This is a genomic window from Hwanghaeella grinnelliae, from assembly GCF_004005845.1.
Taxonomy (GTDB): domain Bacteria; phylum Pseudomonadota; class Alphaproteobacteria; order UBA8366; family Aestuariispiraceae; genus Hwanghaeella; species Hwanghaeella grinnelliae.
Window position 1 is genome coordinate 578,162 of the sequence record NZ_SADE01000003.1, and the last position, 26,022, is coordinate 604,183.

Sequence of the window (26,022 nt, forward strand, 5' to 3'; positions counted from 1 at the left end):
GGCGGCACTCTTTATGGCGGTTTATACGGAAGTCAGCGACGAGGACCTGGTCGAGTTCATTGCCCAGTACGATATTGGCGAAGTCGTGTCCTGCAAGGGCATCGCAGAGGGTGTAGAGAATTCGAATTATCTGCTGCACACCACCAAAAGCGCCTACATTCTGACCCTTTATGAGAAGCGGGTCCGTGAAGAAGACCTGCCTTTCTTCTTGGGCCTGATGGAACACCTTGCCAACAAAGGCATCCCCTGTCCGCAGCCTCTGACGGCCATGGATGGCAAAGCCCTGCGCCAGCTATGCGGCCGCCCGGCGGCCCTGACAACATTTCTGGAAGGCATGTGGCCGCGGAAGATCCAACCATTCCATTGCGAGCAGCTGGGGCGGGCCCTGGCCAACTTTCATCGCGCCGGCAGTGACTACGACCTGTTCCGGGCCAACAGCCTGTCCCTGGACAGCTGGCGGCCGCAATTCGAGCAATGCCGGGCCCGGGCCCATGAAGTGCATCCGCAATTAACCGACACGCTGGCGCGAGAAGTCGATTTTCTGGAAACCAATTGGCCGCGCGACCTGCCTTTCGGCGTCTGTCATGCGGATCTATTCCCGGACAACGTCTTCTTCATCGGCAAAGAGCTTTCCGGCTTGATCGATTTCTACTTCGCCTGCAACGACGCCTTGGCCTATGACCTGATCGTCTGCATGAACGCCTGGTGTTTCGAACGGGACGGCAGCTTCAACGTTACCAAGGCCCGGATGCTTCTATCCGCTTACGCAAAAGAACGGCCCTTGTCGCAGGAAGAGTTGAATGCCCTTCCCATCCTGGCGCGCGGAGCGGCTGTCCGCTTCCTGTTGACGCGCCTGTATGACTGGCTGAACCACCCGGAAGGGGCTTTCGTGAAACCGAAAGACCCGCTGGAGTACCTGACGATTTTAAGTTTCCATCAGTCGGTCGGCGATGTCGGCGCCTATGGTTTGGATAAAGGGGCGCTGCATGGCTGACGAACAAGATAACGGCAGCGGAAATGTCGTTGAAATCTTCACCGACGGTGCGTGCTCGGGCAATCCGGGGCCGGGCGGCTGGGGGGTGGTGATGCGCTGGCGCGGCAAGGAACGGGAATTGTCCGGCGGTGAGAAGGAAACCACCAATAACCGCATGGAACTGATGGCCGCGATCGTGGCGCTGGAAACGCTGAAGCGCCCGATGGATGTGGTGCTGACGACCGACAGCACCTATGTCCGTGACGGAATCACCAAATGGATTCACGGCTGGCGCCGAAACGGATGGAAGACCGCGGCCAAGAAACCCGTGAAGAACGCGGACCTGTGGCAACGCCTGGAACAAGCGATCAAATCGCATACGATCGAATGGAAATGGGTCAAGGGCCATGCCGGGCATGACGAAAACGAGCGGGCGGACGCCTTGGCCCGGGACGGCATCCCCTTCTGACCGGTTTGCGACCGTTGGATCAAACGCGGATTTCACAAACAAAAAAACCCCCGCCGAAGCGGGGGTTTGTTCTTTAGCGGCTAACAAGTCCCTTAAAGGGCCTTGATGATCGCCTCGGCTGAAGAGACTTCGAACGCGCCCGGCTCTTCGATCGCCAGATGCGTGACGACGCCGTCATCCGCGATGATCGCGAACCGCTGGCCACGGGTTCCAAGACCGGCCGCCTCGAGATCCAGAGACAGACCGAGAGCCTTCGTATAAGCCGCACTGCCATCAGCCAGCATGGTCACATTATCGCCGACATTCTGGTCCTTGCCCCAAGCACCCATAACGAAAGCATCGTTGACGGCAAGGCACATCACTTCATCGACGCCCTTCGCCTTGATTTCATCGATCTTGTCGACGAAGCCCGGCAGATGCTTTGCAGAACAGGTCGGGGTGAAAGCACCGGGAACGGAGAAGATCACAACCTTCTTGCCCGCCAGCTTGCTTGCCATATCGACCGCTTCCGGACCATCCGCACCCATCGTCTTGAGACCTTCGGTCGGCAGTTTTTCGCCTACTGCAATCATGATATTTTCCCTCTCCCAGTTTGCTGAAGTCCCCGGCAGCGACGTAAGCCCACCGGAAACCAATGCGCGGATTGACTATCACGGTCCTATGTAAAGCGTTCCGCTAAGGTTTCCAGTGTTTTGTGTCGAAAGAGCCCAACGAGGGGGCCGACACAGGATCTAACGGCGGGCCAGAACCGACCCCTGTGCCGCTGTTTCCACCGCAGCTAGGACGTCAGATTCGCTCAGCAGTTCGGGTAACGGGATTCCCTGCTCGGCACCTGGGCCATAAACCACGTTGAAGGGAATGCCGTACCGCCCGAAACTTGCCAGAAAATCCGCAATTGCGGAGTTGGGACGCGTCCAATCGGCCCGCATCGCCACCATCCCGTCGGCCCCGAGGAGTTCCGAAACCGCACCTGCCTGAAGCACGCGTTTCTTGTTGAACTGACAGGTGATGCACCAGTCAGCGGTGACATCGACGAAGACGACCTTTCCTTCAGACACATGCCGTGCAATCGCCGACGTGTCGAATTGCGCCCAACCGATATCGACCGCGGTTTTCTGCGCCGTCGGTCCACTGTCACGGACCACTGGCGCGATGACGGCCGCAATCCCCAGAAAAACGGAGAGCGGCATGGCCATGCGGCCTAATCGGGAGGTTTCCAGTCGCTTGGTCGCCGGGATAACCGCCGCCAGAACGGCGAGCGCGACGACGACGGCCACGGTTTCGCCGCCGGCAATCGCGCTCATCACGTAGGCAAGCCACACGGCGGTTCCCGCCAGGGCGAAGCCCAGAACCCATTTGAGCTTTATCATCCAGGCACCCGGCCGCGGCAGAGACGTCGCCAAACCAGGAAATGCGGCGACGACCAGATAAGGCCCCGCCAAACCGACACCCAGGGCAGCAAATACCGCCAGAATCTCGAAACTGCCCCGGCTCAGGGCAAATCCGACGGCCGTTCCCAAGAAGGGCGCAGAACAGGGCGTGGCCAGCATTGCAGCGAAAGCGCCGGTTAAGAAATGACCGAGCACGCCCTTGTGCTCCCCGGCCGAATATCCGGCATCGGCAACGAAACGCGGTAGCGAGAATTCGAACAGGCCCCACATATTCGCGGCGAAAAGCGTCAGTATGACGATCATGAAGGCCAGAAAAGCAGGTTGCTGGAACTGAATGCCCCAACCGATCGTCTCGCCCGCAGATTTCAGCGCAATCAAGACCGCCGCCAAAGCCAGGAACATGGTCAGAATGCCGAGGGAGGCCGCGACGAATCCCCGGCGCACATCACGTTTTTCACCCCCGCCATGACTAGCGACAGACAGGAGCTTGATGGACAGAACCGGCAGGACGCAGGGCATAAGGTTCAGGATAAGCCCGCCTAGCAGGGCAAGAAGCAGCACCGGCAGCAAGGCGGAAAAGGAAACCCCGCCCCCCGCAAACAATCCGGTCCCTATAGTGGGCGTGACCGTGACTTCCGCGCTTCGCTGGCCATCGACAACGGTCAAGGTCAGGGCTTGCCGCGACAGCGCGTCGGGCGCCGCCCCGCCGCCTTTCAAGGTCAGGTGGGCCAGTTTACCGCCGTCCGACAAGGAAACTTCAGGCTTGCCGAAGAATACCCCGATCGGTCCTTCCACGAACAGGTCCGGCGAATTCATAGCCTCGGACCCAGCCAGGTCCACCTGAAGCGAAAGGTCGTCCTCAGTCCCCGAAACCGCCGCCCGTTCGATCGTAAGTCCCGCGGCTTCGGGCGCTCCCGGTACCAGGGAGGCATATTTGCCAATGGCGTGCACTTTCGCAGACGGCTTGGCAGGGCCTGCCGGCACGTCGATGGAAACCAGCGCTTCGCCGGGAATGCAGATATCGCTGCAAACGAGATAGTCGACCTTGCCGGACAAACCGATCGGTTCGCCAGGGTTCACTGCGCTGACCTGTAGTGGAAAGATCACTTCCCCAGAATAGCCATAGGTCTGCAGACCGAAAATTTCGAAACGGTGCGGCGCCGGCCACTGCATGTCGACCGAAGCGACGTTCTTGGACCCGGCCCAGTCGGGTTTCGGCGGGAAACCGGCATCGCCGGGCGAACGCCAGTAGATTTTCCAGCCCTCTTTCATCTGGAATTCCAGGCCCAGGGCGACGGTTCCATCGTCACCCGTACCCGTCACGGCGGAGACGAGCCGGACGGAAGAATGATCCGTATCCGACCATGCGCCGGTCATCGCATTCGCATTGCCGCCAATGCCAAGTCCGGTGAGCACCAAAATACAAGCCACAAGGGCGAACATCGTCTGTTTCGACAGAAAAGAAGGCACCGTCATTTAACCTTATCGCCCGCACAAAGCACCGCGCAGGCAGTTGAATCCGTATCTGGCCACCATGGGCCCGCATTCCATGAAACATAGCTATTTTGCGGGATATTAACAGCGGATGCGGCCCTACGTCCCATCAAGGAATGTCACATGTTTGTGGCTGTTGAAGGACGGCGATATGCCTGATAGGCCTTGGCCGACCCCTTCGGGATGGGGAACGCGCTCTGGCTTCTATCGAGAAGTTGCTGATACACTCATCCTATTGGCTTTATTGGACCCGTTGCCCATGCTGCGAGAACGTAATTTTTCAGGATACCTTAGCGGTCAATTGCTGGTCGCCATGCCGTCGATGACCGATCCCCGTTTCGAGCGCAGCGTTATCTATATGTGCATCCACAATGAAGATGGCGCGATGGGGCTGGTTCTGAACAAATTGATGGATTCGCTGACATTCGGCGAATTGCTGGAACAATTGAACATCACAACAAGCCGTGCCGATGACAATCTGCGGATTCATTTCGGTGGACCGGTGGAAACCGGACGCGGTTTCGTCCTCCATTCTTCGGACTATGCCGGCGAGGGAACCGTGACGATGGAAAACGGCGTGGGTCTGACCGCGACGGTGGATATCCTGCGGGACATTGCGGAAGGCCAAGGGCCGCGGGAAAGTATGTTGGCGTTGGGATATGCCGGTTGGGGCCCGGGACAGTTGGATGACGAGATCCACCAGAATGCCTGGCTTAATGTGCCCGCGGACGACGAACTTGTTTTCGACGACCTGCTGGATACCAAGTGGGAACGTTCGATTGCAAAGCTTGGGATCGACCTAAGCCTTCTGTCTGGTGATGCCGGTCACGCCTGATTGGCGGGCAACCTGACCTTCCAGGAACTCTGCTTTACGATTTCGGCCGCGGCAGTATGGGGCGCACGTCCTGCCGCAAAATCGCGAACGTATCGTGATCCTGCCATTTGCCGGCGATACAAAGATACTGGCGAGCCCGCCCTTCGCCCCTGAACCCGCTTTTTTCCAGAAGCCGCTTGCTGGGGATATTATCGACGAGGCAAGCCGCTTCCACCCGATGCAAGTCAAGGTTCCGGAAACAAAAGTCCAAGCAAAGCTGGACCCCCTCGAACATATAGCCGTTCCGTTGATGCGGCTCGCCGATCCAATAGCCGATATTCCCCGCTTGGATGACACCGCGCCTGACATTCGTCACGGTAATCCCGCCAAGCAGGGAATCGTCCCGCCGCGAAAAGATGAAAAAGGCATAGCCGATATTCGCCTGCCAATCCGCATGCGCGCGGCGTATCCGCCTGCGATAAGCGGCGGGCGTCAGTGCGTCCCGCGGCCAGGCTGGTTCATAGGGCTCCAGGAAGCTTCGGCTGACCCGGCGCAGGTCCAACCACGCCCGCTGATCCGACGTCGCGGGCGGCCGGATATAGACCCGTGGTCCCATCAATTTCAAAGAAGGGAATTTCGGCCGGAAAAAATCGAACATGACGCCCTCAGGCAGCGAGCCGCCCGCGAACCCCGTCGTAGGATTCCAGGTATCCGACGGGCCCAATTCCCGCCAAAGTCAACGGTCCGGAGAATATTTTGCGTGCTAAGGCCGCCATGTCGTCCACCGTCAAGTCATCGATCCGGGCGATCTGTTCCTCCACCGGGACCGGGTGGCCGACCAACAGCATTTGGTTCCCCAATTGCTCCGCGCGCGCCGCAGTGCTTTCCAGCGCCATGACCGTACTGGATTTGATCTGCGCCTTGGCCCGTCTCAACTCCTCCTCCGAAATCGTCCCCGGCAGCTTGAGAATTTCCTCGCAGATGACGGGAACCAGTTCCGCCGTTTCCTTTTCCCCCGTGCCGGCATAGATGCCGAACAGGCCAGCGTCGGAGAACACGGAAGAAAAGGAATAGATTGAATAGACCAATCCACGCTTTTCCCTCACTTCCTGGAAAAGCCGTGAGGACATCCCCCCGCCGAACAATGTCGAGAGGACAGATGCCGCATAATGCTCGTCATCGGCGATGCTGACACCGGGAAACCCCATCAAAAGATGGACCTGTTCGGACTGTCGGTTCTCGACGAAGCGGCCGCCGGTATAGTTGGCATTCTTCCTCTTCGCGGGTTCGCCCGCCGGCAGGGAGCCGAAATATTCCCCCGCAAGCTCCATCATTTCCGCATGTGTGATCCGGCCGGCCCCTACAAGGGTCATGTTACCGCCGTAATAACCGCTTTTCATGAAATCGGTCAGTTGATCGCGCGTCATCGCAGTTACGGTGTCCGGCCGCCCCAGTGTGGGATAGCCCATCGACTGATCGCCGAACGCGGTTTCCTGGAAATGGTCGAAAAGGATATCGTCCGGCGTGTCTTGCACCTGCCCTATTTCCTGCAGGATGACAGAGCGTTCCCGCTCCAACTCCTCATCATCGAAGCTGGGATTCTGAAGGATGTCAGAAAGCACATCCACCGCAAGCCGCGCATCCTCTTTCAAAAGCTTCAGATAATAGGCGGTGCTCTCGCGGCTGGTATAGGCATTCATATGCCCGCCCACCGCCTCGACTTCCTCGGCAATCTGAATGGCCGATCGACGCTCGGTACCTTTGAAAGCCATATGCTCCAGGAAATGCGCCACGCCATTGTTGGCCAGGGTTTCGGACCGCGTTCCCGTGCCGACCCAAACACCTATCGAAACCGTCTCAACCGATTGGACCGTATCGGTAACGACCCGCAGGCCGTTGGGCAGGGTTCCAACTGACGGCACCGTCATGCCTTCCCCCCAGCGATACGACTGTTCTCGCGGACATATTGTTCGACGGTCTGCAAGCTCGGGCCAATCTTGTCGAACCGTTCGTCCCGTTCAAACAAATCCGCCATATGCGTGGGTAGCGGCGGGCGCTTCCCGGTCGCTTTCTCCACGGCATCCGGGAATTTCGCAGGATGAGCGGTAGCAAGACAGACAAGCGGCACATCAGCCCGTCGGCGCGCTTCCATGCCCGCCACGATCCCGATTGCCGAATGCGGATCGATCAGTTCGCCGGTCGATTTGTGCAAGGCGCCAATCGCAGCCAATGTTTCGGCGTCGTCCAAACGGCGCGCATCGAAGGATTCGCAGGCCAAGCTCCACCGTTCCGCGCCGACGGCAAGTTCGCCAGTCCTTCGGAATTCCTGCATTACGGCAGACAGCGCGGCCCCGTCGCGGTCATACAGGTCGAACAGGAAACGTTCGAAATTGCTTGAAATCTGGATATCCATGCTGGGCGACATGCTGGGGACAACGTCCCGCGCCGACATCGTACCGGTTTCGAAAAACCGTGTCAGAATATCGTTGCTGTTGGACCCGATGATCAACTGATCGATGGGAAGGCCCATCTTGCGGGCCCCATAGGCGGCAAAAACATTGCCGAAATTACCTGTGGGAACGGAGAACGAGACCGGCCTGTCGGGCGCGCCGAGTGAGAGAGCGCCGTGGAAATAATAGACGATCTGCGCCATGACGCGGGCCCAGTTGATCGAGTTTACCGCACTCAAATGCATCGCATCCCGGAAGGGTTCGTCGGCGAACATCCCTTTCACCAGGTCCTGGCAATCATCGAACGTTCCCTCAACCGCCAGATTGTGCACATTCGACGACAGCACCGTGGTCATCTGGCGTTGCTGCACCGGGCTGACACGGCCTTCGGGAAACATGACGAAAATGTCGATCGCTTCCCGGTCCCGGCACGCCTCAATCGCCGCCGACCCGGTATCCCCGCTGGTTGCCCCGACGATCGTTACACGTTCGCCACGTCGCGTCAGGAAATGATCGAACAACAGACCGACCAGTTGCAGGGCATAGTCCTTGAAGGCGATGGTCGGTCCGTGAAACAGTTCCATCAGCCAAAAATCATGGCTCAACTGCTTCAGCGGGGCGACCGCATCATGGTCGAAGCCGGCATAGGCCCGTGCCACCAAACGCTCGAAATCTTCATCCGAAATGGAATCGCCGACAAAGGGTTTCATCACGCGAACGGCGAGTTCCGGATAACTCAAACCCCGCATCGCACGCAGGTCTTCGGCCGAGAATTTCGGCCAATACGCGGGCACGTAAAGCCCGCCATCCCGCGCCAGGCCGGCAAGCAAGACATCCTCAAAATCGAGAACCGGGGCATTCCCCCGCGTACTGACGTAATCCATGTCTTACCGCCTTCTCCCGCCTAATTCCGTGGCACTCGGGAGGACCTCGGTTGGCCCCCCAATCGACTATAACGATATGCAGTCTTAGAAGCGGTCAAAGGGAAGGGCAAGGGGTGGGGAACGTGTTACCGCCGCCGCCCGCCGAACGTCCGGCCAAATCGAAAGGACCTATTTCGGCAGATAGCGCTGCTTCAAATGGGACTCAAAGGCTTTCGGTTCCAGGCGCCGCCCAGTCGCATGGGCGACGATCTCGTCGCTGCTTACGGAAGAGGCCAGGCCGTGGACGTTCCGTTTCAGCCAATCCCGCAAAATCGAGAAATCGCCCTTGGCCAAACCGGGCAAAATGTCCGGCTCGGCTTCCGTCGCGGCCGCGAACAATTGGGCTGCGGTCATTGCGCCGAGCGTATAGGTGGGAAAATAGCCGAAGGATCCGGCATACCAATGGATATCCTGCAGGCATCCCAGTCTGTCATTGGGGGGCGTGATGCCCAAAAGGCCCTGCATGCCCTCGTTCCAGGCATAAGGCAGGTCCGCGAGCGGCAGATCGCCCGAAAGCAAGGCCTGCTCCAGACGGAACCGCAGGATCACATGGGCCGGATAAGTCACTTCATCGGCCATCACACGAATGAAACCGGGTTCAACCCAATGATAGAGACGCAAAAGGTTTTCATCCCGGAACGCATCCTGTTCACCGAAAGCCTCCCGGAACAAGGGGGCGAGGAAGCTGACGAATTCCGGCGTGCGGCACGCCTGCATCTCGATCAACAGGGATTGGCTTTCATGAATAGCCATCCCCCGTGCTTGTCCGACCGGTTGGCCGCTCCACTCGGTGGGCAGGTTCTGTTCGTACAGGGAGTGCCCGGTTTCGTGCAACGCGGCCATCAGCGCCAGGATCGGATCGTCGGGATTGTAGCTGACCGTTATCCGTCGATCGCCGGCATAGCCTGTAGAGAACGGGTGGGCGCTGACATCCATCCGACCGGCGGAGAAATCGAAACCGACCGTCTCCGCAAGATGCCTTGCGAGCGCTTCCTGCTTGTCGATCGCGAACGGCCCTTCGGGAATCGGTTTTTCTCCCGCGCGTTTTTGTTTCTCCAACACATCGTCCAGAAAACTGGGGAGGAATGCAGCATAGTCTTCGAAAATTTGACCAATGGCCGATGCCGAGGCACCCGGTTCATAGGTGTCTATCAGTGCATCGTATAGCGACATGTCCAGGGTTTCGCCGAGGATTCCGCCTTCTTCCAAGGTCAGATCCAGAACCTTCTGTAGCAACGGCTGGACCCTGGCGAAATCGGCATCTTGCTTGGCGGTGCGCCAAGAATGCTCACAAGCGGATGTCGCCTGGGACAGGGCCTCCACCAATTTCTGCGGCACCGCCGAGGCGCGCAGATAGGATCGGCGTATTTCATGGAGATTGGCGGCCTGCCACGGATCAAGGTCCGCATTTTCCGCCGTGCCGATCAAATCACCGACCTTAGGGTCGGTGAGCAATTCATGACTGATCCCCCGCAGGGTCGCCAATTGATCGCTGCGCGCCAGGGATCCCCCGACAGGCATCATCACGGATGCATCCCAGTGTAGGACGGATAGCGCGTCGCCGAGGGTGTTCAGTTTCTTAAAATGGGTTTCCAGGTCACGGTAGGCATCGATGCTCTTCACGACTTTTCCTCCGCCGCAGCCTTCCGATGGTAGATCACATAGATCACCAATAGCCCCAGAGCCAGGCAGTACCAGGTGATGGCGTATTGTAGATGATCGTTCCGGACATCCAACGACCACTGCCGCCCCTGCGGAAGGTTCCCCCGCGCGCTCTGGTCGGAAGCAAGAATGTAGTATTCCGGCAGGCTCGGTAACCCTGCCTGTCTGGCCATCGCCTCGGGATCGATATTGAACCAGGCATTGTTCTCCGGCTCGTTCTCGGGGACCACCCAGTTCTCGATCATCGATCGGGGTTTTACGAACCGCAACAATCCCGTGACTGTCTGTTCGCCGGACAAAAGGCCTTCGGGACGGAGCTCTTTGTCCCGCATTTCGAAAGGCACCCATCCGCGATTTACCAGGACCGTCTTTCCGTCATCCATCTTTAGCGGCGTGACGACATTGATGCCTGCCTCACCGTTGAGGGAACGGTTCACCAAATGGAATTCATGATCATGATCGTAAACGCCTTTAACCTGCACCGGCGTGAACTCATAATCCTCTTCGTTCACGGGCGCATCGGGAATTGCGCCCGGCGCCTGCGCGGCCCGCTCCTGCAGCTTTTCGATCAGGTCCTGTTTCCATTCCAGCCGCTGTACCTGCCAAGTGCCCAGGAAAAGCATCGCGATGAAAACGGGCAGTGAAAACAGCGTCGGGATGAGTTTCGGACGAAACCCCATTGGCTTACTCCAGAAAATCGGATTTGCAGCGACCGGGCCGGCCCCTGCGCCGGGAAACGGACCGGCTTTTTTATGTGTCGTTGTCGAAAGTATTCCCACCGGTATCGCCGGCCTTGTTCAGATACTGCAATGCGATCAGCAGTCCTTTTACCTTCGGCAGCAGGAATAGGACCACCGCGGCAACGACCGGGAAAGCAACGGCAATAGGCGCCCATACCCCGGTATTGAACGTGAACATGACCCATACACCGATACCGACACCAAGGGTCCCGGCAATGATGATAATGAATGGAACCGCTCCGTCGCCGGCATCTTCCTGGCTTAAATCCAGACCGCAGACGTTGCATTTGTCCGTCACTTTGAGGAAAGCGCTATACAACGCCCCTTCCCCGCAACGGGGGCATTTACCACGAAACCCGGTCTGCCAAGCAGACCGGGTTTGATGAGAATGTGTGGACATGATGCCGACTAACTATCGATGCGCGGCCATCAACTGCCCCACCAATAGACGCAGACGAACAGGAACAGCCAAACGACGTCAACGAAGTGCCAATACCAAGCCGCGGCTTCGAAGCCGAAATGCTGGGACGGAGTGAAGTCACCCTTTGTCGCACGGACAAGGCAAACCGCCAGGAAGATCGTCCCTACCAACACATGGAATCCGTGGAATCCGGTCGCCATGTAAAAGGTCGAACTGTAGATTCCATCGGTAAATCCGAAAGCGGCATGGCTGTATTCATAGGCCTGCAGGCTTGAGAACAGGAAACCCAAAATAACCGTCAGGGCCAAACCGTGGATGACCTGCTGGCGCTTTCCTTCACGCAGGGCATGATGGGCCCAGGTGACCGTGCAGCCTGACAACAACAGGATCAGCGTGTTCATGAACGGCAGATCGAAAGGATCAAACGTCTCGACCCCAGCCGGCGGCCAAACACCCCCTGTATGCTCAACGCGGGCGAACAGTATTTCCTGGTCGGTGAACAAGCTCGCATCGAAATAGGCCCAGAAGAAGGCCACGAAGAACATCACTTCCGAAGCGATGAACAGTGACATGCCATAGCGCAGGCCAAGCTGAACGACCGGCTTATGGTCGCCGTGATGCGCTTCCTTGATGACGTCCTTCCACCACACGAACATGGTGAACAGAACCATCAGGAAACCGGGAATAATCGTCCATGGGCCCAATTCTTCTGCCCCGACGACATCGGGATGCATATAGGCCACAGCCCCGAAAGCCAAAACGAAACCGGACAAGGCGCCAAGCGCCGGCCACGGGCTCGGATCCACCAAATGGTAATCGTGGTTGGGTGCGTGATGTTCAGCCGCGCTCATACCCTTTTCCCCCTTCGTCACGGGTTCCCGTACCCTACGGGAGACCCAAGAATTAACCTACCCAGCCGCCGTCCTACTTCAGGGACGCCAGTGATCCATTATCATTGTCCCGGTCCGCCGTCTCCGCAGGGAAGAACGTATAGGACAGGGTGAGTGTCCGCACCTCATCGAGGTTCGGATCCTCATCAAGTTCCGGGTCGACGTAATACACCACAGGCATATCAACGGTTTCACCGGGTTTCAGCGTCTGCTCCGTGAAACAGAAGCAATCTATCTTCGTGAAATACAGGCCCGCCTTCAGCGGCGTGACGTTAAAGGTCGCCGTGCCTGTTATTGTCTTGTCGGAATTGTTCGTCGCGCGATAGTAGGCGATTGCATCTTCGCCGATGCGAAGGGTGACTTCGCGCTGTTCGGGTTCGAACGTCCAGGGCAGGTTGGGCGATGTCGTCGCGTCGAACCGGACCGCCATTTCACGGTCCAGAATCTTGCCCGCGCCTTGTTCGGCAACCTGTGTCGTTCCGCCGTATCCGGTGACCCGGCAGAAAATCTCGTAAAGGGGCACAGACGCATAAGCCAAGCCGACCATGCCGCAAACGACGCCGGCGATCGCCAGCATCGTTTTTTTATTCCGGCTGTCGACGTTACGACTCACGATCAACCACCACTCATCCGGACGATTGAGACCACATAAACCAAAACACAAAACCCGACGATGGCCAAAGCCAAGGCGATGTTCTTCTTGCGTTGGCGCGTGTGCATGTCGTTTTCGCCCGACACCGCCTTGCCTTCTTTTTGTTTGTCTTCAGCCATAACCGCCATTGTCTTTTCCATTCCCCCGGCGCGCTAGAAACTAACACCGCCGAACAGAGCCAGGCTGTTCGAATCGGCAATCAGCATCGCGAAAAGGGCGAACAAATAGAATATAGAAAACCCGAATAGGCGCCGGGCCGCCTTGTCCGACGCATCGAACCAGACTGCGACCGCGCCGGCCAGGAACAACAATCCGAGGACGACAGCGGTAGCCGCATAAGCCAAGCCCGCGATACCCACCCACCAGGGCGCCACGGCCAGGGGCAACAATAAAACGGTATAGATCAAGATCTGCTTCTTGGTTTCCCGCGCGCCGGAAACCACCGGCAGCATCGGCACTCCGGCCTTCGCGTAATCGCCGCAACGATACAGCGCCAGGGCCCAGAAATGCGGCGGCGTCCAAAAGAAGATCAACGCAAACAGCAGGATCGGCTCGATCGTCACATCGCCGGTAACGGCGGTCCAACCGATCATCGGTGGAAAGGCGCCGGCGGCCCCGCCGATGACAATGTTCTGCGGCGTGCGGCGCTTCAACCACATCGTATAGACGAAAACATAAAACAGCGTCGCGACGGCAAGCAGGGCCGCCGCGGCCCAATTCACCGCAAGCCCCATCAGGGCGACAGCGAATACGGCGAGAACGACGCCAAAGCTCAACGCTTCCGCCGGCGGCATCTTGCCCATGGGAATGGGACGGCCCCGGGTCCGCGTCATCACGGCATCAATATCGCGGTCGTACCACATGTTGATGGCGCCCGACGCGCCCGCGCCGACGGCAATGCAGAACACCGCCACCGCCCCCAACACGGGGTGGATGGAACCCGGCGCGACCAGAAGGCCGGCCAGTCCTGAAAACACAACAAGCGACATCACGCGCGGCTTGAGCAGCGCAATAAAATCGCGGACCTCACCCGACGAGGTGAGGTCGCGTTCCATCGCAGTGTTGGTGTAGCTCAAGTCCGACACAGTATCTCTTTTCCTACAGACCTATCAGTCGTCACTTCTTTCGATCCCCCGGGGCGGACGACCGCAACATGCCGCCAATCCGCCCTTCGGGGACCGCAGATTAGCGAACCTGCGGCAGATCGTTAAAGGTGTGGAACGGCGGCGGTGAACTCACCGTCCATTCCAGGGTCGTGGCCCCTTCGCCCCAATAGTTGTCGCCGACCTTCTGACCCGCACGCAGCGTGTAGATCATCATCACGACAAAGAAGAGCGTGGACGCGAATGAGATATACGCCCCCCAGGAACTGACCGCATTGAAGATTGCGAACCCGTCCGCATAGTCGATGTAACGACGCGGCATACCAGCCAGCCCCAGGAAGTGCTGCGGGAAGAAGGTCAGGTTCACGCCGATGAAAGTGGTCCAGAAGTGCAGCTTCCCTGCCCAGCTTGGGATCTGGCGGCCGGACATCTTGCCCATCCAGTAATAGATCCCGGCGAAGATCGAGAAGACCGCGCCCAAGGACAGAACATAGTGGAAATGCGCAACCACGTAGTACGTATCGTGCAACATCAGATCCATGCCGCCATTGGCCAGGACCACACCGGTCACGCCACCCACGGTGAACAGGAAGATAAAGCCGATTGCCCACAACATCGGAACTTCGAAACGGATGGAACCGCCCCACATCGTTGCGATCCAGCTGAAGATTTTGATGCCTGTCGGAACCGCGATCACCATCGTGGCGGCCGTGAAGTAGGCCCGCGTATCAACGTCCAAACCAACCGTATACATGTGGTGGGCCCAAACGATGAAGCCGACGAAACCGATCGCGACCATCGCGTAGGCCATCCCGAGATAACCGAAGATCGGCTTGCGCGAGAAGGTCGACACGATGTGGCTGATGATACCGAAGCCCGGCAGGATCATGATGTAGACTTCCGGGTGACCGAAGAACCAGAACAGATGCTGGAACAGGATCGGATCCCCGCCGCCTTCCGGCTTGAAGAAGGAGGTGCCGAAGTTGCGGTCGGTCAGCAGCATGGTGATGGCGCCGCCCAGTACCGGCAGCGACAGGACCAGCAGAAAGGCCGTGATCAACATGGCCCAAGCGAACAGCGGCATCTTGTGCAGCGTCATGCCCGGAGCACGCATGTTAAAGATCGTGGTGATGAAGTTGATCGCCCCCAGGATCGAGGACGCCCCGGCAAGATGGAGCGAGAAGATCGCCATATCGACAGCCGCGCCCGGATGCCCCAATACGGAACTCAAGGGCGGGTAGATGGTCCAACCCGTACCGGCGCCGCCGCCGATCAAGGCAGAGAGGATCAACAGCAGGAAGGCCGGCACGATCAGCCAGAACGAAATGTTGTTCATCCGCGGAAAGGCCATGTCCGGCGCGCCGATCATCAGTGGCGCGAACCAGTTGCCGAAACCGCCGATCAAAGCCGGCATGACGACAAAGAAGACCATGATCAGGCCATGCGCCGTCACGATGACGTTCCATTCGTGCCCGTCTTCCATGAACTGCACACCCGGTTGGTGCAGTTCCAATCGCATATAGACGGAGAACGCGCCCCCGATCAGCCCCGCGATAACGGAGAAGATCAGGTACATCGTTCCGATGTCTTTGTGGTTGGTCGAACAGACCCAACGGGTGAAGAAACTGGACGGGGCGCCGTGATCGTCGTGATGCGCGCCAGCAGCCGTTCCACTTGCCATGGTTCGTCTCCTACTCTCTGCGCCCGTTAGCGGGTCAGAACGTTGTCATTATCGGCCGGAGTCGCGCTTTTGGCAGCGACTTTGACCGGGGCACTCACGGGAAGATCAGCAAACTTTTCCTGAGCTTCCGTTACCCATTTCTCAAACTCGGCTTTCGACACGATCTTAACCGCGATCGGCATAAAGGCGTGGTCGATCCCGCAAAGTTCCGAGCAGAACCCGTAAAAGGTTCCTTCCCGGGTAGCCTGCATCCAGGTTTCGTTCAGACGGCCCGGAACGGTATCGAGACGCACGCCAAAATCGGAGATCGACCAGTTATGGAGGACGTCGTTGGAGGTCATGATCAGGCGAATCTTCGTATCGACCGGCAGAACGACCATATTGTCCGTGTCCATCAGACGCGCGACGCCAAGTTCCTTGGCCTCATCCGCCGTCCGCGCCGCAACATAGGCGTCGAAGGTGAAGTTGCCATGGTCTGGATATTCGTAGGACCAATACCATTGGTTACCGATGATCTTCAGCGTCATGTCCGCATCTTCAACCCGGTCCGAAGCATAGAGCAGCTTCATGGAGGGGAAGACGATGGCCACCAAGATCAACACCGGAATGCCGGTCCACAGGACTTCCAGCAACGAGTTGTGCGTGGTGCGCGACGGCGTCGGATTGGCCGACTCCCGAAAGCGGACGCAGACGTAGACCAGCAAAGCAGCCACGAAGATCGTGATGATGGTGATGATCCACAGCAGAATTGTGTGAAAATCGTATGCCAGCTCGGCAACCGGCGATGCCGGATGCGGCAAATTCAACTGCCAAGGCTTCGGCTCGGCGGCAAGCGCCGGCGTAGAGACAAGGGCTAGCCAGCCCGTGGCTAGAGCCACAATACGGTTGAACACCGCTTTTCTCCCGTTCCCAAATTCCCCGCGGCGCCCCACATATCGAAGGTGCGAAACCGCTTCGTCCCAACCGGCCCCGGAAATCCGGAGCCGACATCTTGTTTGCGAAGGTACGACCTACCAACACCATCCCCAGGCGAATGGTGGCCGGACCTCCCACGATTGGCACGCATTCTACCGCGACCACCAACCCAATCAAGCGGCTCGGATGCGCTTTACTGTCGCATGAGTCAAGTAATTTGCAGGAAAAACCAAGACTAAGGTCTTAAAATTCAATCGGAATGTTGCGCTTTATCCAACTTGAGGCGGTAGCGATGCAAGCCGTACCAGACAACCCCCACCACCACCGGTGTCGCCACAGCCGTTACAACGGTAGTGCTGACCTGCACGCCGAGCGACGGCAGGCCTTTGACAAGATACGAGATCAACCCCACGGCATAGTAGCTGATCGCCGCCACGGAGAGCCCCTCGACCGTCTCCTGGAGCCGCAGTTGAAGGCGCGCCCGCCGATTCATGCTGGCAAGAAGGTCTTGATTCTGTGCCTGGATCGTCACATCCACCCTGGTTCGCATCAAATTGGCGGTTCGCGTCGCCCGACGGGATAGATCCGATATCCGCCCAGCCACCGATTCACAGGTTCGCATCGCCGGCGCCAAGCGGCGTTCCAGGAATTCGTCGATCGTCTGGTATCCTTCGACCCTGTCCTCGCGCAATTCCCGCACCCGCGCCTTGACCAATGCGTAATAGGCATCCGCCGCCCCGAACCGAAATGCCGTCATCGTCGAAAGCGCCTCGATATCGGTCGACAGCTTCGTCAAACGCCGCAATAAATCCGCTTCGTGTTCCACGCCCAGGCTCTTGTCGCCATGATCCACAAGTTGGCCCATCCCCAGGGTCAAATGCGCCAAAGATCCGTCGATCGTCTTTAGTCGGCCCGAAACCTCCCGGGCAATCGGCAGGGCAGTCAGGGAAAACAGGTAATAGGTCCCGATCTCGATCAATCGCTGGATCAACCGCCCCGCCTGATGCGCGCTCATGCTCGTATTTTGAACAAGTATTCGGGCGTGCCCGTCCTCATGCAGGCGGAAATCGGTCCATACTTGCCCGGCACCACGGGCAATATGGCTGACCACCAGGCCTTCAGGATAGAAAAGGCGCTCTATGTCACCCTGCCCCCGAGCCGGCGAGTCGCCAGCCTCGTAAGCGATGTTCAATGCAACAACGAGCGTGCCGGAAATCGCCTGTAACCAATCACGGGGCAATTTCGTGCCGGGCGCTTCGGCAAAAGGCTGCTCGAAGCCCCCTCTGGCAAAGAACGTGTAACTGGAAAATTCCGTATGCAGTTCCCATTTCACGCGGAGGTTTCCCAGATCCGCGGTGTGGTGGCTGGCATCACTCGGCGGCGGCGTCGCGCCAAAGCGACGGCACAGATCAGCCGCATGTTCGCGCGCCTTTATTCCGTCGCCGTCCCCGTCGGCATTCTGAAACGCATAATGCGTTACCTGCATCGGACCTTCGCAGGGCTGGAACGGGCGGGCATGTAGCTCGTTTACGAGCTCATAGCGCTTCGCATTGTCGCCGATTGCAAACATCTCTACTCCCTGCCAGATTTCTCAGAATAGCAGAACAAAAAAACAAAACCGGGGAAATACGGGAATCGCCAATACATCCCCCTATATTAGTCGTAAGAGCCTGACGGTGGCCCTGCCGCCGCCATCCTAATTCGATACGAGGAAGCAGATATAATACCATGTCAAAGATTGCCGAAACCGATGAACTTTTCTTCCAACGCGCCGGACTGGATCTTTCTAAGACACAGGCCATTGTTGATGACGGCCTGACCGGCGCCGACGACGGCGAACTGTTCCTCGAATACAGGCAATCCGAGGCGGTCACCTATGACGATGGCCGGATTCGCAACGCGAGCTATGACACGGCGCAAGGCTTCGGACTTCGTTCCGTCGCCGGTGAAGTCAGCGGCTATGCCCATGCGACGGACCTGTCCGAAGCCGCCATTAAACGGGCGGCGGATACCGTCCGCGCCGTCCATTCCGGTCATGGCGGCACATTCGCCGACGCACCGCGCGGCACGAATACGGATCTGTATGGGGACAGCAACCCGCTGGCCTCATTGCCTTTCGAGGACAAGGTCGGCCTGCTGGAAGAAATGAACGCCTACGCCCGCGCCAAGGATAACCGCGTCCGCCAGGTGACGGCCTCCATTGTCGGTGAATGGCAGGCGGTCCAGATCATTCGCCCTGGCGGTGAGCGGGCGGCAGACATCCGCCCCTTGGTCCGGGTCAACGTTGCGGTGGTCGTCGAGCAGGACGGCCGCATGGAAACCGGCAGCCATGGTGCCGGTGGCCGCGCCGATTTTACAGAATTCGTGCAGCCCGCATCCTGGAAGGCGCAAATCGACGAAGCGCTTCGGCAAGCCTTGCTGAATTTGGAAGCCGTAGACGCGCCGGCCGGCGAAATGGCCGTGGTCCTGGGCGCAGGATGGCCCGGAATCCTGCTGCATGAAGCAATCGGTCACGGGTTGGAAGGCGACTTCAACCGCAAGAAGACCTCTGCCTTTGCCGGCCTGATGGGGCAACGCGTCGCGTCCCCCGGCGTGACCGTCGTTGACGATGGAACGATCGGTGGCCGGCGTGGATCGCTGACCATCGATGACGAAGGAACACCGACTTCAAGCACGACGCTGATCGAAGACGGCATCCTCGTCGGCTATATGCAGGACCGGATGAATGCCAGGCTGATGGGCATGGAACCCACCGGAAACGGGCGCCGTCAGAGTTTTGCGCATCACCCGATGCCCAGAATGACGAACACCTATATGCTCGGCGGCGACAAAGACCCGGCGGAAATTCTCGAATCCGTCCAGAATGGTCTTTACGCAGTGAATTTCGGAGGGGGTCAGGTGGATATCACGAATGGCAAGTTCGTCTTCTCCTGCACGGAGGCCTACCGTATCGAGAACGGCAAAGTCGGCGCCCCCGTTAAAGGGGCGACGCTAATCGGCAACGGGCCGGACGCCCTGACGAAGGTCTCCATGATCGGCAACGATATGCAATTGGACCCGGGCATCGGCACCTGCGGTAAGGACGGCCAGGGCGTGCCTGTCGGGGTCGGTCAACCGACCCTGCGCCTAGACGGTCTAACGGTCGGAGGAACGGCCGCTTGACGGGTTTCCGCATATCCAAGGGACTGGTTGCTGCAATAGCAGCCGGTTTCCTTTCCATTGTCGCGCTGGCTGGGTGCGACGATGCCCCGAACGAGCCGGAAAGTACCGCGGCGCAGAAAACGCCTGAACTATCGCCGGGCGCCAGTGCGGAATCCCTCAAGGCAAAGAAACAAGCTCAGCTTGCTCTTGAGATCGAACCACACGGATATCTTTTCATCGAAGGCCGGCACCGCTTCACGCAAACCCGGCATTTCACCGAATCCGCCGGGGTTGGCGTGACACTGACCAGGGGCAAGGTATGCGTCAGTTCCGGTAAGGAATGTGTCGAGGCCGAGGTCACTTATCGTGTCGACGCCGGAAAAAAACTGTCGCTGCAACAACACTATGTCGCGACGGAAGCGCTGCCCGATGACGCCGTGGTCGAATATTGGGGTGTCGACGACAACGGAAATCCGGTTTCGGTGAAGACGGACATCCACCTGGAGATCCCCAAGCAAGACATCCGCGAATAGTCGGACATCAGCAAAACAAAAAATCGTTCTATGGGGAGAAGACTATGAACGCAGCGCCTCCGTTGGCGGGAAAGGTCGCCATTGTCACCGGCGCCGGCAAAAATATTGGCCGGACCATCGCGCTGGCGCTTGCGGAAGATGGCGCGGACGTTGTCGTCAACGGACGATCAGACACCGCTTTGCTGGAAGGCGTCGCAGGGGAAATCGAAGCCCTGGGGCGGCGTGCCTTGCCCGTCCTCGCGGACGTTTCCAATGAAGACCAGGTCAAAGCGTTGGTGGCGAAAGCCGTCGATCATTTCGGTGGTATCGATATCGTCATCAGCAATGCGGGCCTAAGGCGGCAGACGCCGCTTGTCGACATGGATTTTGCTGAGTGGCGCGAGATCATGTCGGTCGCGCTGGATGGCGCCTTTCTACTGGCGCGCCATACGGTGCCGGAGATGATCAAGCGGGGCGGCGGCCGGTTCGTGGGGCTAAGCGGTGTGTCCCATCATGCAGGCGTGCCGAATCGGGTGCATGTCAACGCTTCCAAAGCCGGACTTGAAGGCCTGATCCACGGCATGGCCGGCGAATTGGGCGAATACGGGATCACGGCCAACGCCATCGCCCCCGGCGCCATTGATACGGCCCGCGGCGTATCCGCCGGGGCCATGCCCGCCGCACTTGCCCTTGACGGCATTCCCCTCGGTCGGCTGGGCATGCCGGACGAGATTGCCGCGGCCGTCCGCTATCTGGTGGGACCGGGGGGCGGATACGTCACCGGACAGACAATCCACGTCAACGGCGGGAAAGTGGTCAGCTGACGGTAAAGGCCTATTCCGCTTTATGCTTCGTCAGATAATTGACTGCCTGGACGGGCGGTTCCGGGAAAGCGAGCTTAAAGCCACGCGATAGCCCCTGATAGATCTCCTCCAGCGCCTCCAACCTGGACCGGCGTTTTTCATTGGCGTCGATCCGAATCCATTTGGCGTGCCGCTGGGACGTCTTGTCGATCATATCCGAATAAGCCGCCTCGTAGTCTCGCCACCGATGCCGGTTGCGGATATCGTCTTCCGTCAATTTCCAGCGCTTATAGGGGTGGTTCAGGCGCGATTGCAGGCGCTTCAGCTGGGTCTCGGGCGTGATGTCGAGGAACAGTTTCACGATCCGGAAATCTTCCGCCAGCAACTGTTGCTCAAATTCGTTGATTTCGCGGTAGGCGCGTTTCCACGCGCTCTCATCCGCAAAGCCCTCTACGCGCTCCACCAGGACACGGCCATACCAGGACCTGTCGAATACGGCGATCTCGCCCGCGACCGGCACGCGGTTCCAGAACCGTTGCAGCCAATGTTCCTTCTGTTCGTGTGCATCGGGCGCGCCGATCGGATAGACCCGCACCGTCCTGGGATCCGTCGCCCACGCCAAACGCCGGATAAGGCCGCCTTTGCCGGCGGCGTCCCATCCTTCCAGCACAACGACACCGCGTTGCCCTTGGGTGTTGTAGCTGGTTTGCAGCAGCATCAGGCGATGCTGCATCTCGTCATATTTCTCTTGGTATTCTTTTCGTTTCACGTCGACCTGCGCTTTCTGCGTTCGTCACCTTGGATCGAACGCCCTGCCGCGCCGGTTGACAAGCCCGCCTTGCGAACAGCGAAAACCGTTTAATACCGACAGGCATCGTAGATCGGATCGATCTTGCGGCCCCATTTGGTCTCGTAGTCTTCCAAAAGATCCTGGGCAAAGGTCGTGCCGGAGGCGACGATCGATTCCAGAGGTTCAATGTATTGCTGTTCGTCCAAACCGCTCTTCGGACTTATCCGGCCACGCCGTTTCAAACCGTTGCGGGAAATTTCGACAGCCTTGCGCGCAACATCCATCGCCGTTCCGTTTCGGAAAGGAACGTCTAGCGCATTGCGTGGAACGGAATCGCGCAAAGCTGACATTTCCTCGACCGACCACCCCTCGATCAACGCTTCTGCTTCGTCCAATGCGGTCTCGTCATAGAGCAGTCCGACCCAGAAGGCAGGCAGGGCGCACAGATTGCCCCACGGGCCCGCATCGGCGCCGCGCATTTCGATGTATTTCTTAAGGCGTACTTCCGGGAAAGCCGTCGTCATGTGGTCTTCCCAGTCACCCATGGTCGGCAATTGGCCTTCGAAACCTTCCAATTTGCCCACCATAAAGTCCCGAAAACTCTTACCGGCAACGTTGTGATAGGTGTCGCCCCGGTGCACGAAATACATCGGCACATCCAGGATGTAGTCCACCCAACGTTCAAATCCGAAATCCGAATCGAAGACGAAAGGCAGCATGCCACAGCGGTCCGGATCAGTGTCGGCCCAGCACGCGCTGCGCATACTCAAATACCCGTTCGGCTTACCCTCGGTGAAGGGAGAATTCGCAAACAGGGCCGTCGCGATCGGCTGCAGGGCGACGGACACCCGCATCTTGCGGATCATGTCCTGTTCCGAGCCGAAATCCAGGTTTACCTGCACCGTGCAGGTCCGGATCATCATGTCGATGCCATGGGACCCGCGCGTCGGCATATAGTCGCGCATGATCTTATACCGGCCTTTAGGCATCCAGGTGATGTCTTCGCGCCGCCACTCCGGGTCGAAGCCAAGCCCGACCATGTCGGCATTCATCGGCTCGCAAACCTGCTTCACTTGATGCAAGTGGGTATGCACCTCGCTACAGGTTTCGTGGATCGTGCTAAGCGGCGCGCCTGAAAGTTCAAATTGCCCGCCCGGTTCCAGCGTGACCGATCCGCCCTTTCCGTCCAGCAAGGCGATGATATTTCCGTTTTCATACACCCCTTCCCATCCGAACTGCAGGAGCCCTTCGAGCACCGCCCGGATTCCCGGCGTGCCCTCATAGGGAAGGCGCTGATGCGTCTTCGTATTGTAGGCGAATTTCTCATGCTCGGTTCCGATCCGCCAATTGGCGGCCGGTTTACAAGCGGACTCGATATAGGAAACAAGTTGTTCTTTCGATTCGACCAAGTCGCTCGATGAACCCGAAGGGCTGCTCATTGGCACGCATCCTCACTCACTGGCACTCTCTGATGGCCCGGTGACCCGCGCCGGCTGAAATTTTCGCTACAAGACGTGGTTTCGTTTTTTAATGCAAGCGACGCCCTGGAAAAAGCCGCCCGCGGGTCCGTCAAAAGTTCGCTACCATTCAGTAGCGTTTGGGCGGCGCCTCGGCCCAATCGCCTGCAAGCGCCTGCCAGACGGTCAAAGCCGCCAACCCCGCGGTCTCCGCACGTAGGATACGCGGTCCCAGCCCCGCGAAGCGCACATTTTCGCGGGTTTCCAAAAGGGTCCGTTCTTCAGGCGTGAAACCGCCCTCGGGCCCGATCAACAGGGTCACCGGCGCCCCGGCCGGAAGGGTCGACACAACCTCCACGACCGGTCTGGCATCCCCGAATTCAACGCATGCGACTAATGTCCTATCCGCCGGATGATCCGCCAATGCCTTGTCCAACCGCATCGGATCGCCAATCTCAGGCAGGTCGAGCCGCTCGCATTGCTCGGACGCTTCAATCACATTTGCTGAGAGACGCTCGCCTTTGACCCGTTCGACAATTGTCCGCTGGGTCACCACCGGCTGGATTCGTCCAACGCCCAGTTCCGTGGCTTTTTGAACAAGGAAATCCAACCGTGCGCGTTTAATCGGTGCGAAATAGAGCCAAACATCAGGGCTTGCGGACTGTTCGCGCAATCGCGTCCCAACGGCAAGAGAGGCCCAGCCCTTGCCGATACCGTCAATCCGGGCAGACCACTCCCCATCCCTGCCATTGAACAAGGTTACCCAGCGACCCGGCTCCAGGCGCAAGACCGATCGCAGGAAATGGGCATGGTCGGGTGACAGACCGACAACGGCCCCATCGGCGAGATCGCTTTCGATATACAGACGCGTGGCCGGTTTTTCCGACATGAAGCATGCCCCGATACAGGTGGTTTCGAAGAAGGTCCTACAATGTTATCAGCGTGGATGCTACGCATCCGCAGTTGATGCGAAAACAGATTTCAAAAGGGTCCGGCCCCAAGACCGGACAATGGATTCCCTGTCATGGCCAAGACCAATTCCACTATCGATGCGACGGACATCGTCCAAGACAGTCCGGTACTGCGTGCCTTGCCGGAGCCTCTGCGCCCCTATGCGCGCCTGGCACGGTTGGACCGGGCGATCGGCACCTGGTTGCTGTTGCTGCCCACCTGGTGGGGATTGAGTCTGGCCTGGATCGGTCATCCCGCCCTGCCCCTGCCGTCGCCATGGTATTTTCTGTTGTTTGGGGTCGGCGCGCTGGTGATGCGTGGCGCAGGCTGCACTTGGAACGACATTACCGACCGCGACTATGATGGCAAAGTCGCCCGCACGGCGACGCGCCCGATTCCGGCCGGCGAAGTCTCTGTCAAAATGGCCGTCCTTTTCATGGTTACCCAAGCCCTGATCGGACTCGCGATCCTGCTTCAGTTCAACCGGGAAACCGTGATCGTCGGTGTCGCCTCTCTGCTGCTGGTGGCCGCCTATCCCTTTATGAAACGGATAACATATTGGCCGCAGGCCTGGCTGGGCCTGACCTTCAACTGGGGGGCGCTGGTAGGCTGGTCGTCGATGCAGCCCGGTATCGCCACCCCGGCGCTGGTCCTGTATGCGGCTGGGTTTTTCTGGACCTTGGGTTACGACACGATCTACGCCCATCAGGACAAGGAAGACGATGCCCTGATCGGCGTAAAGTCCACCGCCCTGAAGCTTGGCGACAGCACCAAGCAATGGCTCTGGGGTTTCTATGGCATCGCCATACTACTGATCGGTGTCGCCGGATGGCTTGCATCGGCGGGGTGGGCATTTTGGCCGATATTAGCGGTTGCCGCCGCCCATCTGGTCCGGCAAATCCTGACGGCGAAGTTGGACGATCCGGCGAACTGCCTTGCCCATTTCAAGTCCAATCGAGACTTCGGTTTCATCATTCTCGCCGCGATCCTTGCCGGCGGCATAACCACGGGGTAACGGGCCATGATGGCTTCCGATGTCGATATCATCCTTGAAAACACACGGGTGATGGCACCCCGCCTGGTGCCCGAGATTCAATTGCACCTGGCCGACGAGGACCGCGCCTTGTATCGGGCGGGAGAGGACGAGTTGGATTCGCTCGGTCTCGACACACCCTATTGGGCCTTCGCCTGGGCAGGCGGTCAGGCCTTGGCCCGGTATATCCTGGACAATCCCAAATCCGTCGCCGGCCGCCGCGTTCTCGATTTCGGTGCAGGATCGGGCCTGGTCGCCATCGCGGCCGCCATGTCCAACGCCTTCGACGTGACCGCCGCGGATATCGACCCCGTCGCCGGTCAGGCGATGGACCTGAACATGAAACTGAACGATGTGTGGTTCGACATCGAATTGGAAGATGTTGTCGGGACCGCCGGCGATTGGGAAGTTCTGTTGGTCGGCGACGTTTGCTACGACAAGGCAATGGCCGACCGGATGCTTCCCTGGCTGCACGATCAGCATCGAAAGGGCCGGTCGGTCCTGCTCGGCGATCCGGGGCGCTTTTACCTTCCCAGCATGGGTCTGGAACCACTCGCCTCCTACCACGCGGAAACCACCGGCGTCATGGAAGACAGCGACCTGCGCAATGCACGGGTCTGGCGCTTCGCCGCTTAGGGGATTTTCAGTCACATCTTAGATACCGGCGGCCAGCCAAAAAAATCCGCCACACTGGCACTAGAAATATTCCGCAGAATGTTTATATTAATCCTATAACATTCCTTGGAATATGATTGGG

The 26,022-nt window shown here is 58.7% G+C and carries 26 protein-coding genes; 8 read left to right on the forward strand and 18 right to left on the reverse strand.

All coding sequences use genetic code 11. The features are described 5' to 3' along the window. The first annotated feature begins 13 nt into the window (after positions 1–13). Positions 14–994, forward strand: a complete 981-nt coding sequence (locus EOI86_RS19665) for a homoserine kinase (RefSeq protein WP_127767371.1) — start codon at positions 14–16, stop codon at positions 992–994. Continuing rightward, entirely contained in the window at positions 987–1,442 is a 456-nt protein-coding gene (rnhA, locus tag EOI86_RS19670) for a ribonuclease HI (RefSeq protein WP_127767372.1), read from the forward strand. The genes EOI86_RS19665 and rnhA overlap by 8 nt, the downstream gene beginning before the upstream one ends. Positions 1,443–1,534: 92 nt before the next feature. Here rnhA and EOI86_RS19675 read toward each other — a convergent pair whose 3' ends face one another. Together EOI86_RS19675 and EOI86_RS19680 are read right to left on the reverse strand one after the other, a co-directional pair. Continuing rightward, positions 1,535–2,014 carry a peroxiredoxin gene (locus EOI86_RS19675; RefSeq protein ID WP_193555800.1) on the reverse strand — a complete coding sequence of 160 codons (480 nt, stop codon included), beginning with the start codon at positions 2,012–2,014 and terminating at the stop codon, positions 1,535–1,537. Positions 2,015–2,173: 159 nt separating this feature from the next. Continuing rightward, positions 2,174–4,309 carry a protein-disulfide reductase DsbD family protein gene (locus EOI86_RS19680; RefSeq protein ID WP_127767373.1) on the reverse strand — a complete coding sequence of 712 codons (2,136 nt, stop codon included), beginning with the start codon at positions 4,307–4,309 and terminating at the stop codon, positions 2,174–2,176. A 277-nt stretch (positions 4,310–4,586) separates the two neighbouring features. Between EOI86_RS19680 and EOI86_RS19685 the strand changes: the two genes are divergently transcribed. Then, positions 4,587–5,162, forward strand: a complete 576-nt coding sequence (locus EOI86_RS19685; RefSeq protein WP_127767374.1) for a YqgE/AlgH family protein — start codon at positions 4,587–4,589, stop codon at positions 5,160–5,162. A gap of 34 nt (positions 5,163–5,196) precedes the next feature. Here the strand turns inward: EOI86_RS19685 and EOI86_RS19690 are convergent, their stop codons facing one another. From EOI86_RS19690 to EOI86_RS19745, 13 genes are all read right to left on the reverse strand, one after another. After that, the gene (locus EOI86_RS19690) at positions 5,197–5,799 is read right to left on the reverse strand and encodes a GNAT family N-acetyltransferase (protein ID WP_127767375.1); all 603 of its coding nucleotides are present in this window, start codon (positions 5,797–5,799) and stop codon (positions 5,197–5,199) included. Positions 5,800–5,806: 7 nt separating this feature from the next. Continuing rightward, complete coding sequence (locus EOI86_RS19695; RefSeq protein WP_127767376.1) at positions 5,807–7,069, reverse strand: M16 family metallopeptidase; 1,263 nt, start codon at positions 7,067–7,069, stop codon at positions 5,807–5,809. Next, the gene (gene thrC, locus EOI86_RS19700; RefSeq protein ID WP_127767377.1) at positions 7,066–8,475 is read right to left on the reverse strand and encodes a threonine synthase; all 1,410 of its coding nucleotides are present in this window, start codon (positions 8,473–8,475) and stop codon (positions 7,066–7,068) included. The genes EOI86_RS19695 and thrC overlap by 4 nt, the downstream gene beginning before the upstream one ends. Before the next feature lie 168 nt (positions 8,476–8,643). Beyond that, on the reverse strand, positions 8,644–10,137 hold the full coding sequence (locus EOI86_RS19705) for a carboxypeptidase M32 (protein ID WP_240035737.1): 1,494 nt from the start codon (positions 10,135–10,137) through the stop codon (positions 8,644–8,646). Beyond that, positions 10,134–10,856, reverse strand: coding sequence for an SURF1 family protein (locus EOI86_RS19710; protein WP_127767378.1), 723 nt, complete (start codon positions 10,854–10,856; stop codon positions 10,134–10,136). Before EOI86_RS19710 ends, EOI86_RS19705 begins: the two co-directional genes overlap by 4 nt. Positions 10,857–10,926: 70 nt before the next feature. Next, a complete protein-coding gene (locus tag EOI86_RS19715; protein ID WP_161973908.1) occupies positions 10,927–11,235 on the reverse strand; it encodes a DUF983 domain-containing protein in 309 nt (102 codons plus the stop codon). A 110-nt stretch (positions 11,236–11,345) separates the two neighbouring features. Continuing rightward, positions 11,346–12,188, reverse strand: coding sequence for a cytochrome c oxidase subunit 3 (locus EOI86_RS19720; RefSeq protein ID WP_127767380.1), 843 nt, complete (start codon positions 12,186–12,188; stop codon positions 11,346–11,348). Positions 12,189–12,261: 73 nt separating this feature from the next. Next, positions 12,262–12,840 carry a cytochrome c oxidase assembly protein gene (locus tag EOI86_RS19725; RefSeq protein WP_240035738.1) on the reverse strand — a complete coding sequence of 193 codons (579 nt, stop codon included), beginning with the start codon at positions 12,838–12,840 and terminating at the stop codon, positions 12,262–12,264. A 2-nt stretch (positions 12,841–12,842) separates the two neighbouring features. Then, on the reverse strand, positions 12,843–13,007 hold the full coding sequence (locus tag EOI86_RS24495; protein ID WP_153811697.1) for a hypothetical protein: 165 nt from the start codon (positions 13,005–13,007) through the stop codon (positions 12,843–12,845). A 24-nt stretch (positions 13,008–13,031) separates the two neighbouring features. After that, positions 13,032–13,934, reverse strand: a complete 903-nt coding sequence (cyoE, locus tag EOI86_RS19730) for a heme o synthase (protein WP_127767611.1) — start codon at positions 13,932–13,934, stop codon at positions 13,032–13,034. Positions 13,935–14,064: 130 nt separating this feature from the next. Beyond that, entirely contained in the window at positions 14,065–15,663 is a 1,599-nt protein-coding gene (ctaD, locus tag EOI86_RS19735; protein WP_127767382.1) for a cytochrome c oxidase subunit I, read from the reverse strand. A 26-nt stretch (positions 15,664–15,689) separates the two neighbouring features. Then, complete coding sequence (gene coxB, locus EOI86_RS19740; RefSeq protein WP_127767383.1) at positions 15,690–16,556, reverse strand: cytochrome c oxidase subunit II; 867 nt, start codon at positions 16,554–16,556, stop codon at positions 15,690–15,692. A 272-nt stretch (positions 16,557–16,828) separates the two neighbouring features. Beyond that, complete coding sequence (locus EOI86_RS19745) at positions 16,829–18,148, reverse strand: DUF3422 family protein (RefSeq protein WP_127767384.1); 1,320 nt, start codon at positions 18,146–18,148, stop codon at positions 16,829–16,831. Between the two features lie 158 nt (positions 18,149–18,306). Between EOI86_RS19745 and tldD the strand changes: the two genes are divergently transcribed. From tldD to EOI86_RS19760, 3 genes are read left to right on the forward strand one after another with little or no spacing between them, the layout of a single operon-like run. Next, positions 18,307–19,740 carry a metalloprotease TldD gene (gene tldD, locus EOI86_RS19750; protein ID WP_127767385.1) on the forward strand — a complete coding sequence of 478 codons (1,434 nt, stop codon included), beginning with the start codon at positions 18,307–18,309 and terminating at the stop codon, positions 19,738–19,740. Next, complete coding sequence (locus EOI86_RS19755; protein WP_127767386.1) at positions 19,737–20,252, forward strand: hypothetical protein; 516 nt, start codon at positions 19,737–19,739, stop codon at positions 20,250–20,252. The genes tldD and EOI86_RS19755 overlap by 4 nt, the downstream gene beginning before the upstream one ends. 44 nt (positions 20,253–20,296) lie before the next feature. Continuing rightward, positions 20,297–21,055, forward strand: a complete 759-nt coding sequence (locus tag EOI86_RS19760; RefSeq protein WP_127767387.1) for an SDR family NAD(P)-dependent oxidoreductase — start codon at positions 20,297–20,299, stop codon at positions 21,053–21,055. Positions 21,056–21,065: 10 nt separating this feature from the next. Here the strand turns inward: EOI86_RS19760 and EOI86_RS19765 are convergent, their stop codons facing one another. The 3 genes from EOI86_RS19765 to EOI86_RS19775 all read right to left on the reverse strand — a co-directional run bounded on the left by EOI86_RS19765 (position 21,066) and on the right by EOI86_RS19775 (position 24,170). Beyond that, complete coding sequence (locus tag EOI86_RS19765) at positions 21,066–21,803, reverse strand: polyphosphate kinase 2 family protein (protein WP_240035739.1); 738 nt, start codon at positions 21,801–21,803, stop codon at positions 21,066–21,068. A gap of 89 nt (positions 21,804–21,892) precedes the next feature. Further along, the gene (locus EOI86_RS19770; RefSeq protein WP_127767388.1) at positions 21,893–23,263 is read right to left on the reverse strand and encodes a glutamate--cysteine ligase; all 1,371 of its coding nucleotides are present in this window, start codon (positions 23,261–23,263) and stop codon (positions 21,893–21,895) included. A 148-nt stretch (positions 23,264–23,411) separates the two neighbouring features. Next, positions 23,412–24,170 (reverse strand): 16S rRNA (uracil(1498)-N(3))-methyltransferase, encoded by a 759-nt coding sequence (locus EOI86_RS19775; RefSeq protein ID WP_127767389.1) that lies wholly within the window; start codon positions 24,168–24,170, stop codon positions 23,412–23,414. A 135-nt stretch (positions 24,171–24,305) separates the two neighbouring features. Between EOI86_RS19775 and ubiA the strand changes: the two genes are divergently transcribed. Both ubiA and EOI86_RS19785 read left to right on the forward strand, forming a co-directional pair. Then, positions 24,306–25,247: a 4-hydroxybenzoate octaprenyltransferase gene (gene ubiA, locus EOI86_RS19780; RefSeq protein ID WP_127767390.1), complete on the forward strand. Its 942-nt coding sequence runs from the start codon at positions 24,306–24,308 to the stop codon at positions 25,245–25,247. Positions 25,248–25,253: 6 nt separating this feature from the next. Continuing rightward, positions 25,254–25,901, forward strand: a complete 648-nt coding sequence (locus tag EOI86_RS19785; RefSeq protein ID WP_240035740.1) for a class I SAM-dependent methyltransferase — start codon at positions 25,254–25,256, stop codon at positions 25,899–25,901. Positions 25,902–26,022 lie beyond the last annotated feature (121 nt).

Coding starts and splice junctions, on each gene's coding strand:
- EOI86_RS19745 (WP_127767384.1), bottom strand. CDS start 18,148: ATGTTTGCAATCGGCGACAATGCGAAGCGCTATGAGCTCGTAAACGAG.
- EOI86_RS19775 (WP_127767389.1), bottom strand. CDS start 24,170: ATGTCGGAAAAACCGGCCACGCGTCTGTATATCGAAAGCGATCTCGCC.
- EOI86_RS19665 (WP_127767371.1), top strand. CDS start 14: ATGGCGGTTTATACGGAAGTCAGCGACGAGGACCTGGTCGAGTTCATT.
- EOI86_RS19770 (WP_127767388.1), bottom strand. CDS start 23,263: ATGAGCAGCCCTTCGGGTTCATCGAGCGACTTGGTCGAATCGAAAGAA.
- tldD (WP_127767385.1), top strand. CDS start 18,307: ATGTCAAAGATTGCCGAAACCGATGAACTTTTCTTCCAACGCGCCGGA.
- thrC (WP_127767377.1), bottom strand. CDS start 8,475: ATGGATTACGTCAGTACGCGGGGGAATGCCCCGGTTCTCGATTTTGAG.
- rnhA (WP_127767372.1), top strand. CDS start 987: ATGGCTGACGAACAAGATAACGGCAGCGGAAATGTCGTTGAAATCTTC.
- EOI86_RS19695 (WP_127767376.1), bottom strand. CDS start 7,069: ATGACGGTGCCGTCAGTTGGAACCCTGCCCAACGGCCTGCGGGTCGTT.
- ctaD (WP_127767382.1), bottom strand. CDS start 15,663: ATGGCAAGTGGAACGGCTGCTGGCGCGCATCACGACGATCACGGCGCC.
- EOI86_RS19685 (WP_127767374.1), top strand. CDS start 4,587: ATGCTGCGAGAACGTAATTTTTCAGGATACCTTAGCGGTCAATTGCTG.
- cyoE (WP_127767611.1), bottom strand. CDS start 13,934: ATGGAACGCGACCTCACCTCGTCGGGTGAGGTCCGCGATTTTATTGCG.
- EOI86_RS19760 (WP_127767387.1), top strand. CDS start 20,297: ATGAACGCAGCGCCTCCGTTGGCGGGAAAGGTCGCCATTGTCACCGGC.
- ubiA (WP_127767390.1), top strand. CDS start 24,306: ATGGCCAAGACCAATTCCACTATCGATGCGACGGACATCGTCCAAGAC.
- EOI86_RS24495 (WP_153811697.1), bottom strand. CDS start 13,007: ATGGCGGTTATGGCTGAAGACAAACAAAAAGAAGGCAAGGCGGTGTCG.
- EOI86_RS19720 (WP_127767380.1), bottom strand. CDS start 12,188: ATGAGCGCGGCTGAACATCACGCACCCAACCACGATTACCATTTGGTG.
- EOI86_RS19785 (WP_240035740.1), top strand. CDS start 25,254: ATGATGGCTTCCGATGTCGATATCATCCTTGAAAACACACGGGTGATG.
- EOI86_RS19675 (WP_193555800.1), bottom strand. CDS start 2,014: ATGATTGCAGTAGGCGAAAAACTGCCGACCGAAGGTCTCAAGACGATG.
- EOI86_RS19680 (WP_127767373.1), bottom strand. CDS start 4,309: ATGACGGTGCCTTCTTTTCTGTCGAAACAGACGATGTTCGCCCTTGTG.
- EOI86_RS19690 (WP_127767375.1), bottom strand. CDS start 5,799: ATGTTCGATTTTTTCCGGCCGAAATTCCCTTCTTTGAAATTGATGGGA.
- EOI86_RS19710 (WP_127767378.1), bottom strand. CDS start 10,856: ATGGGGTTTCGTCCGAAACTCATCCCGACGCTGTTTTCACTGCCCGTT.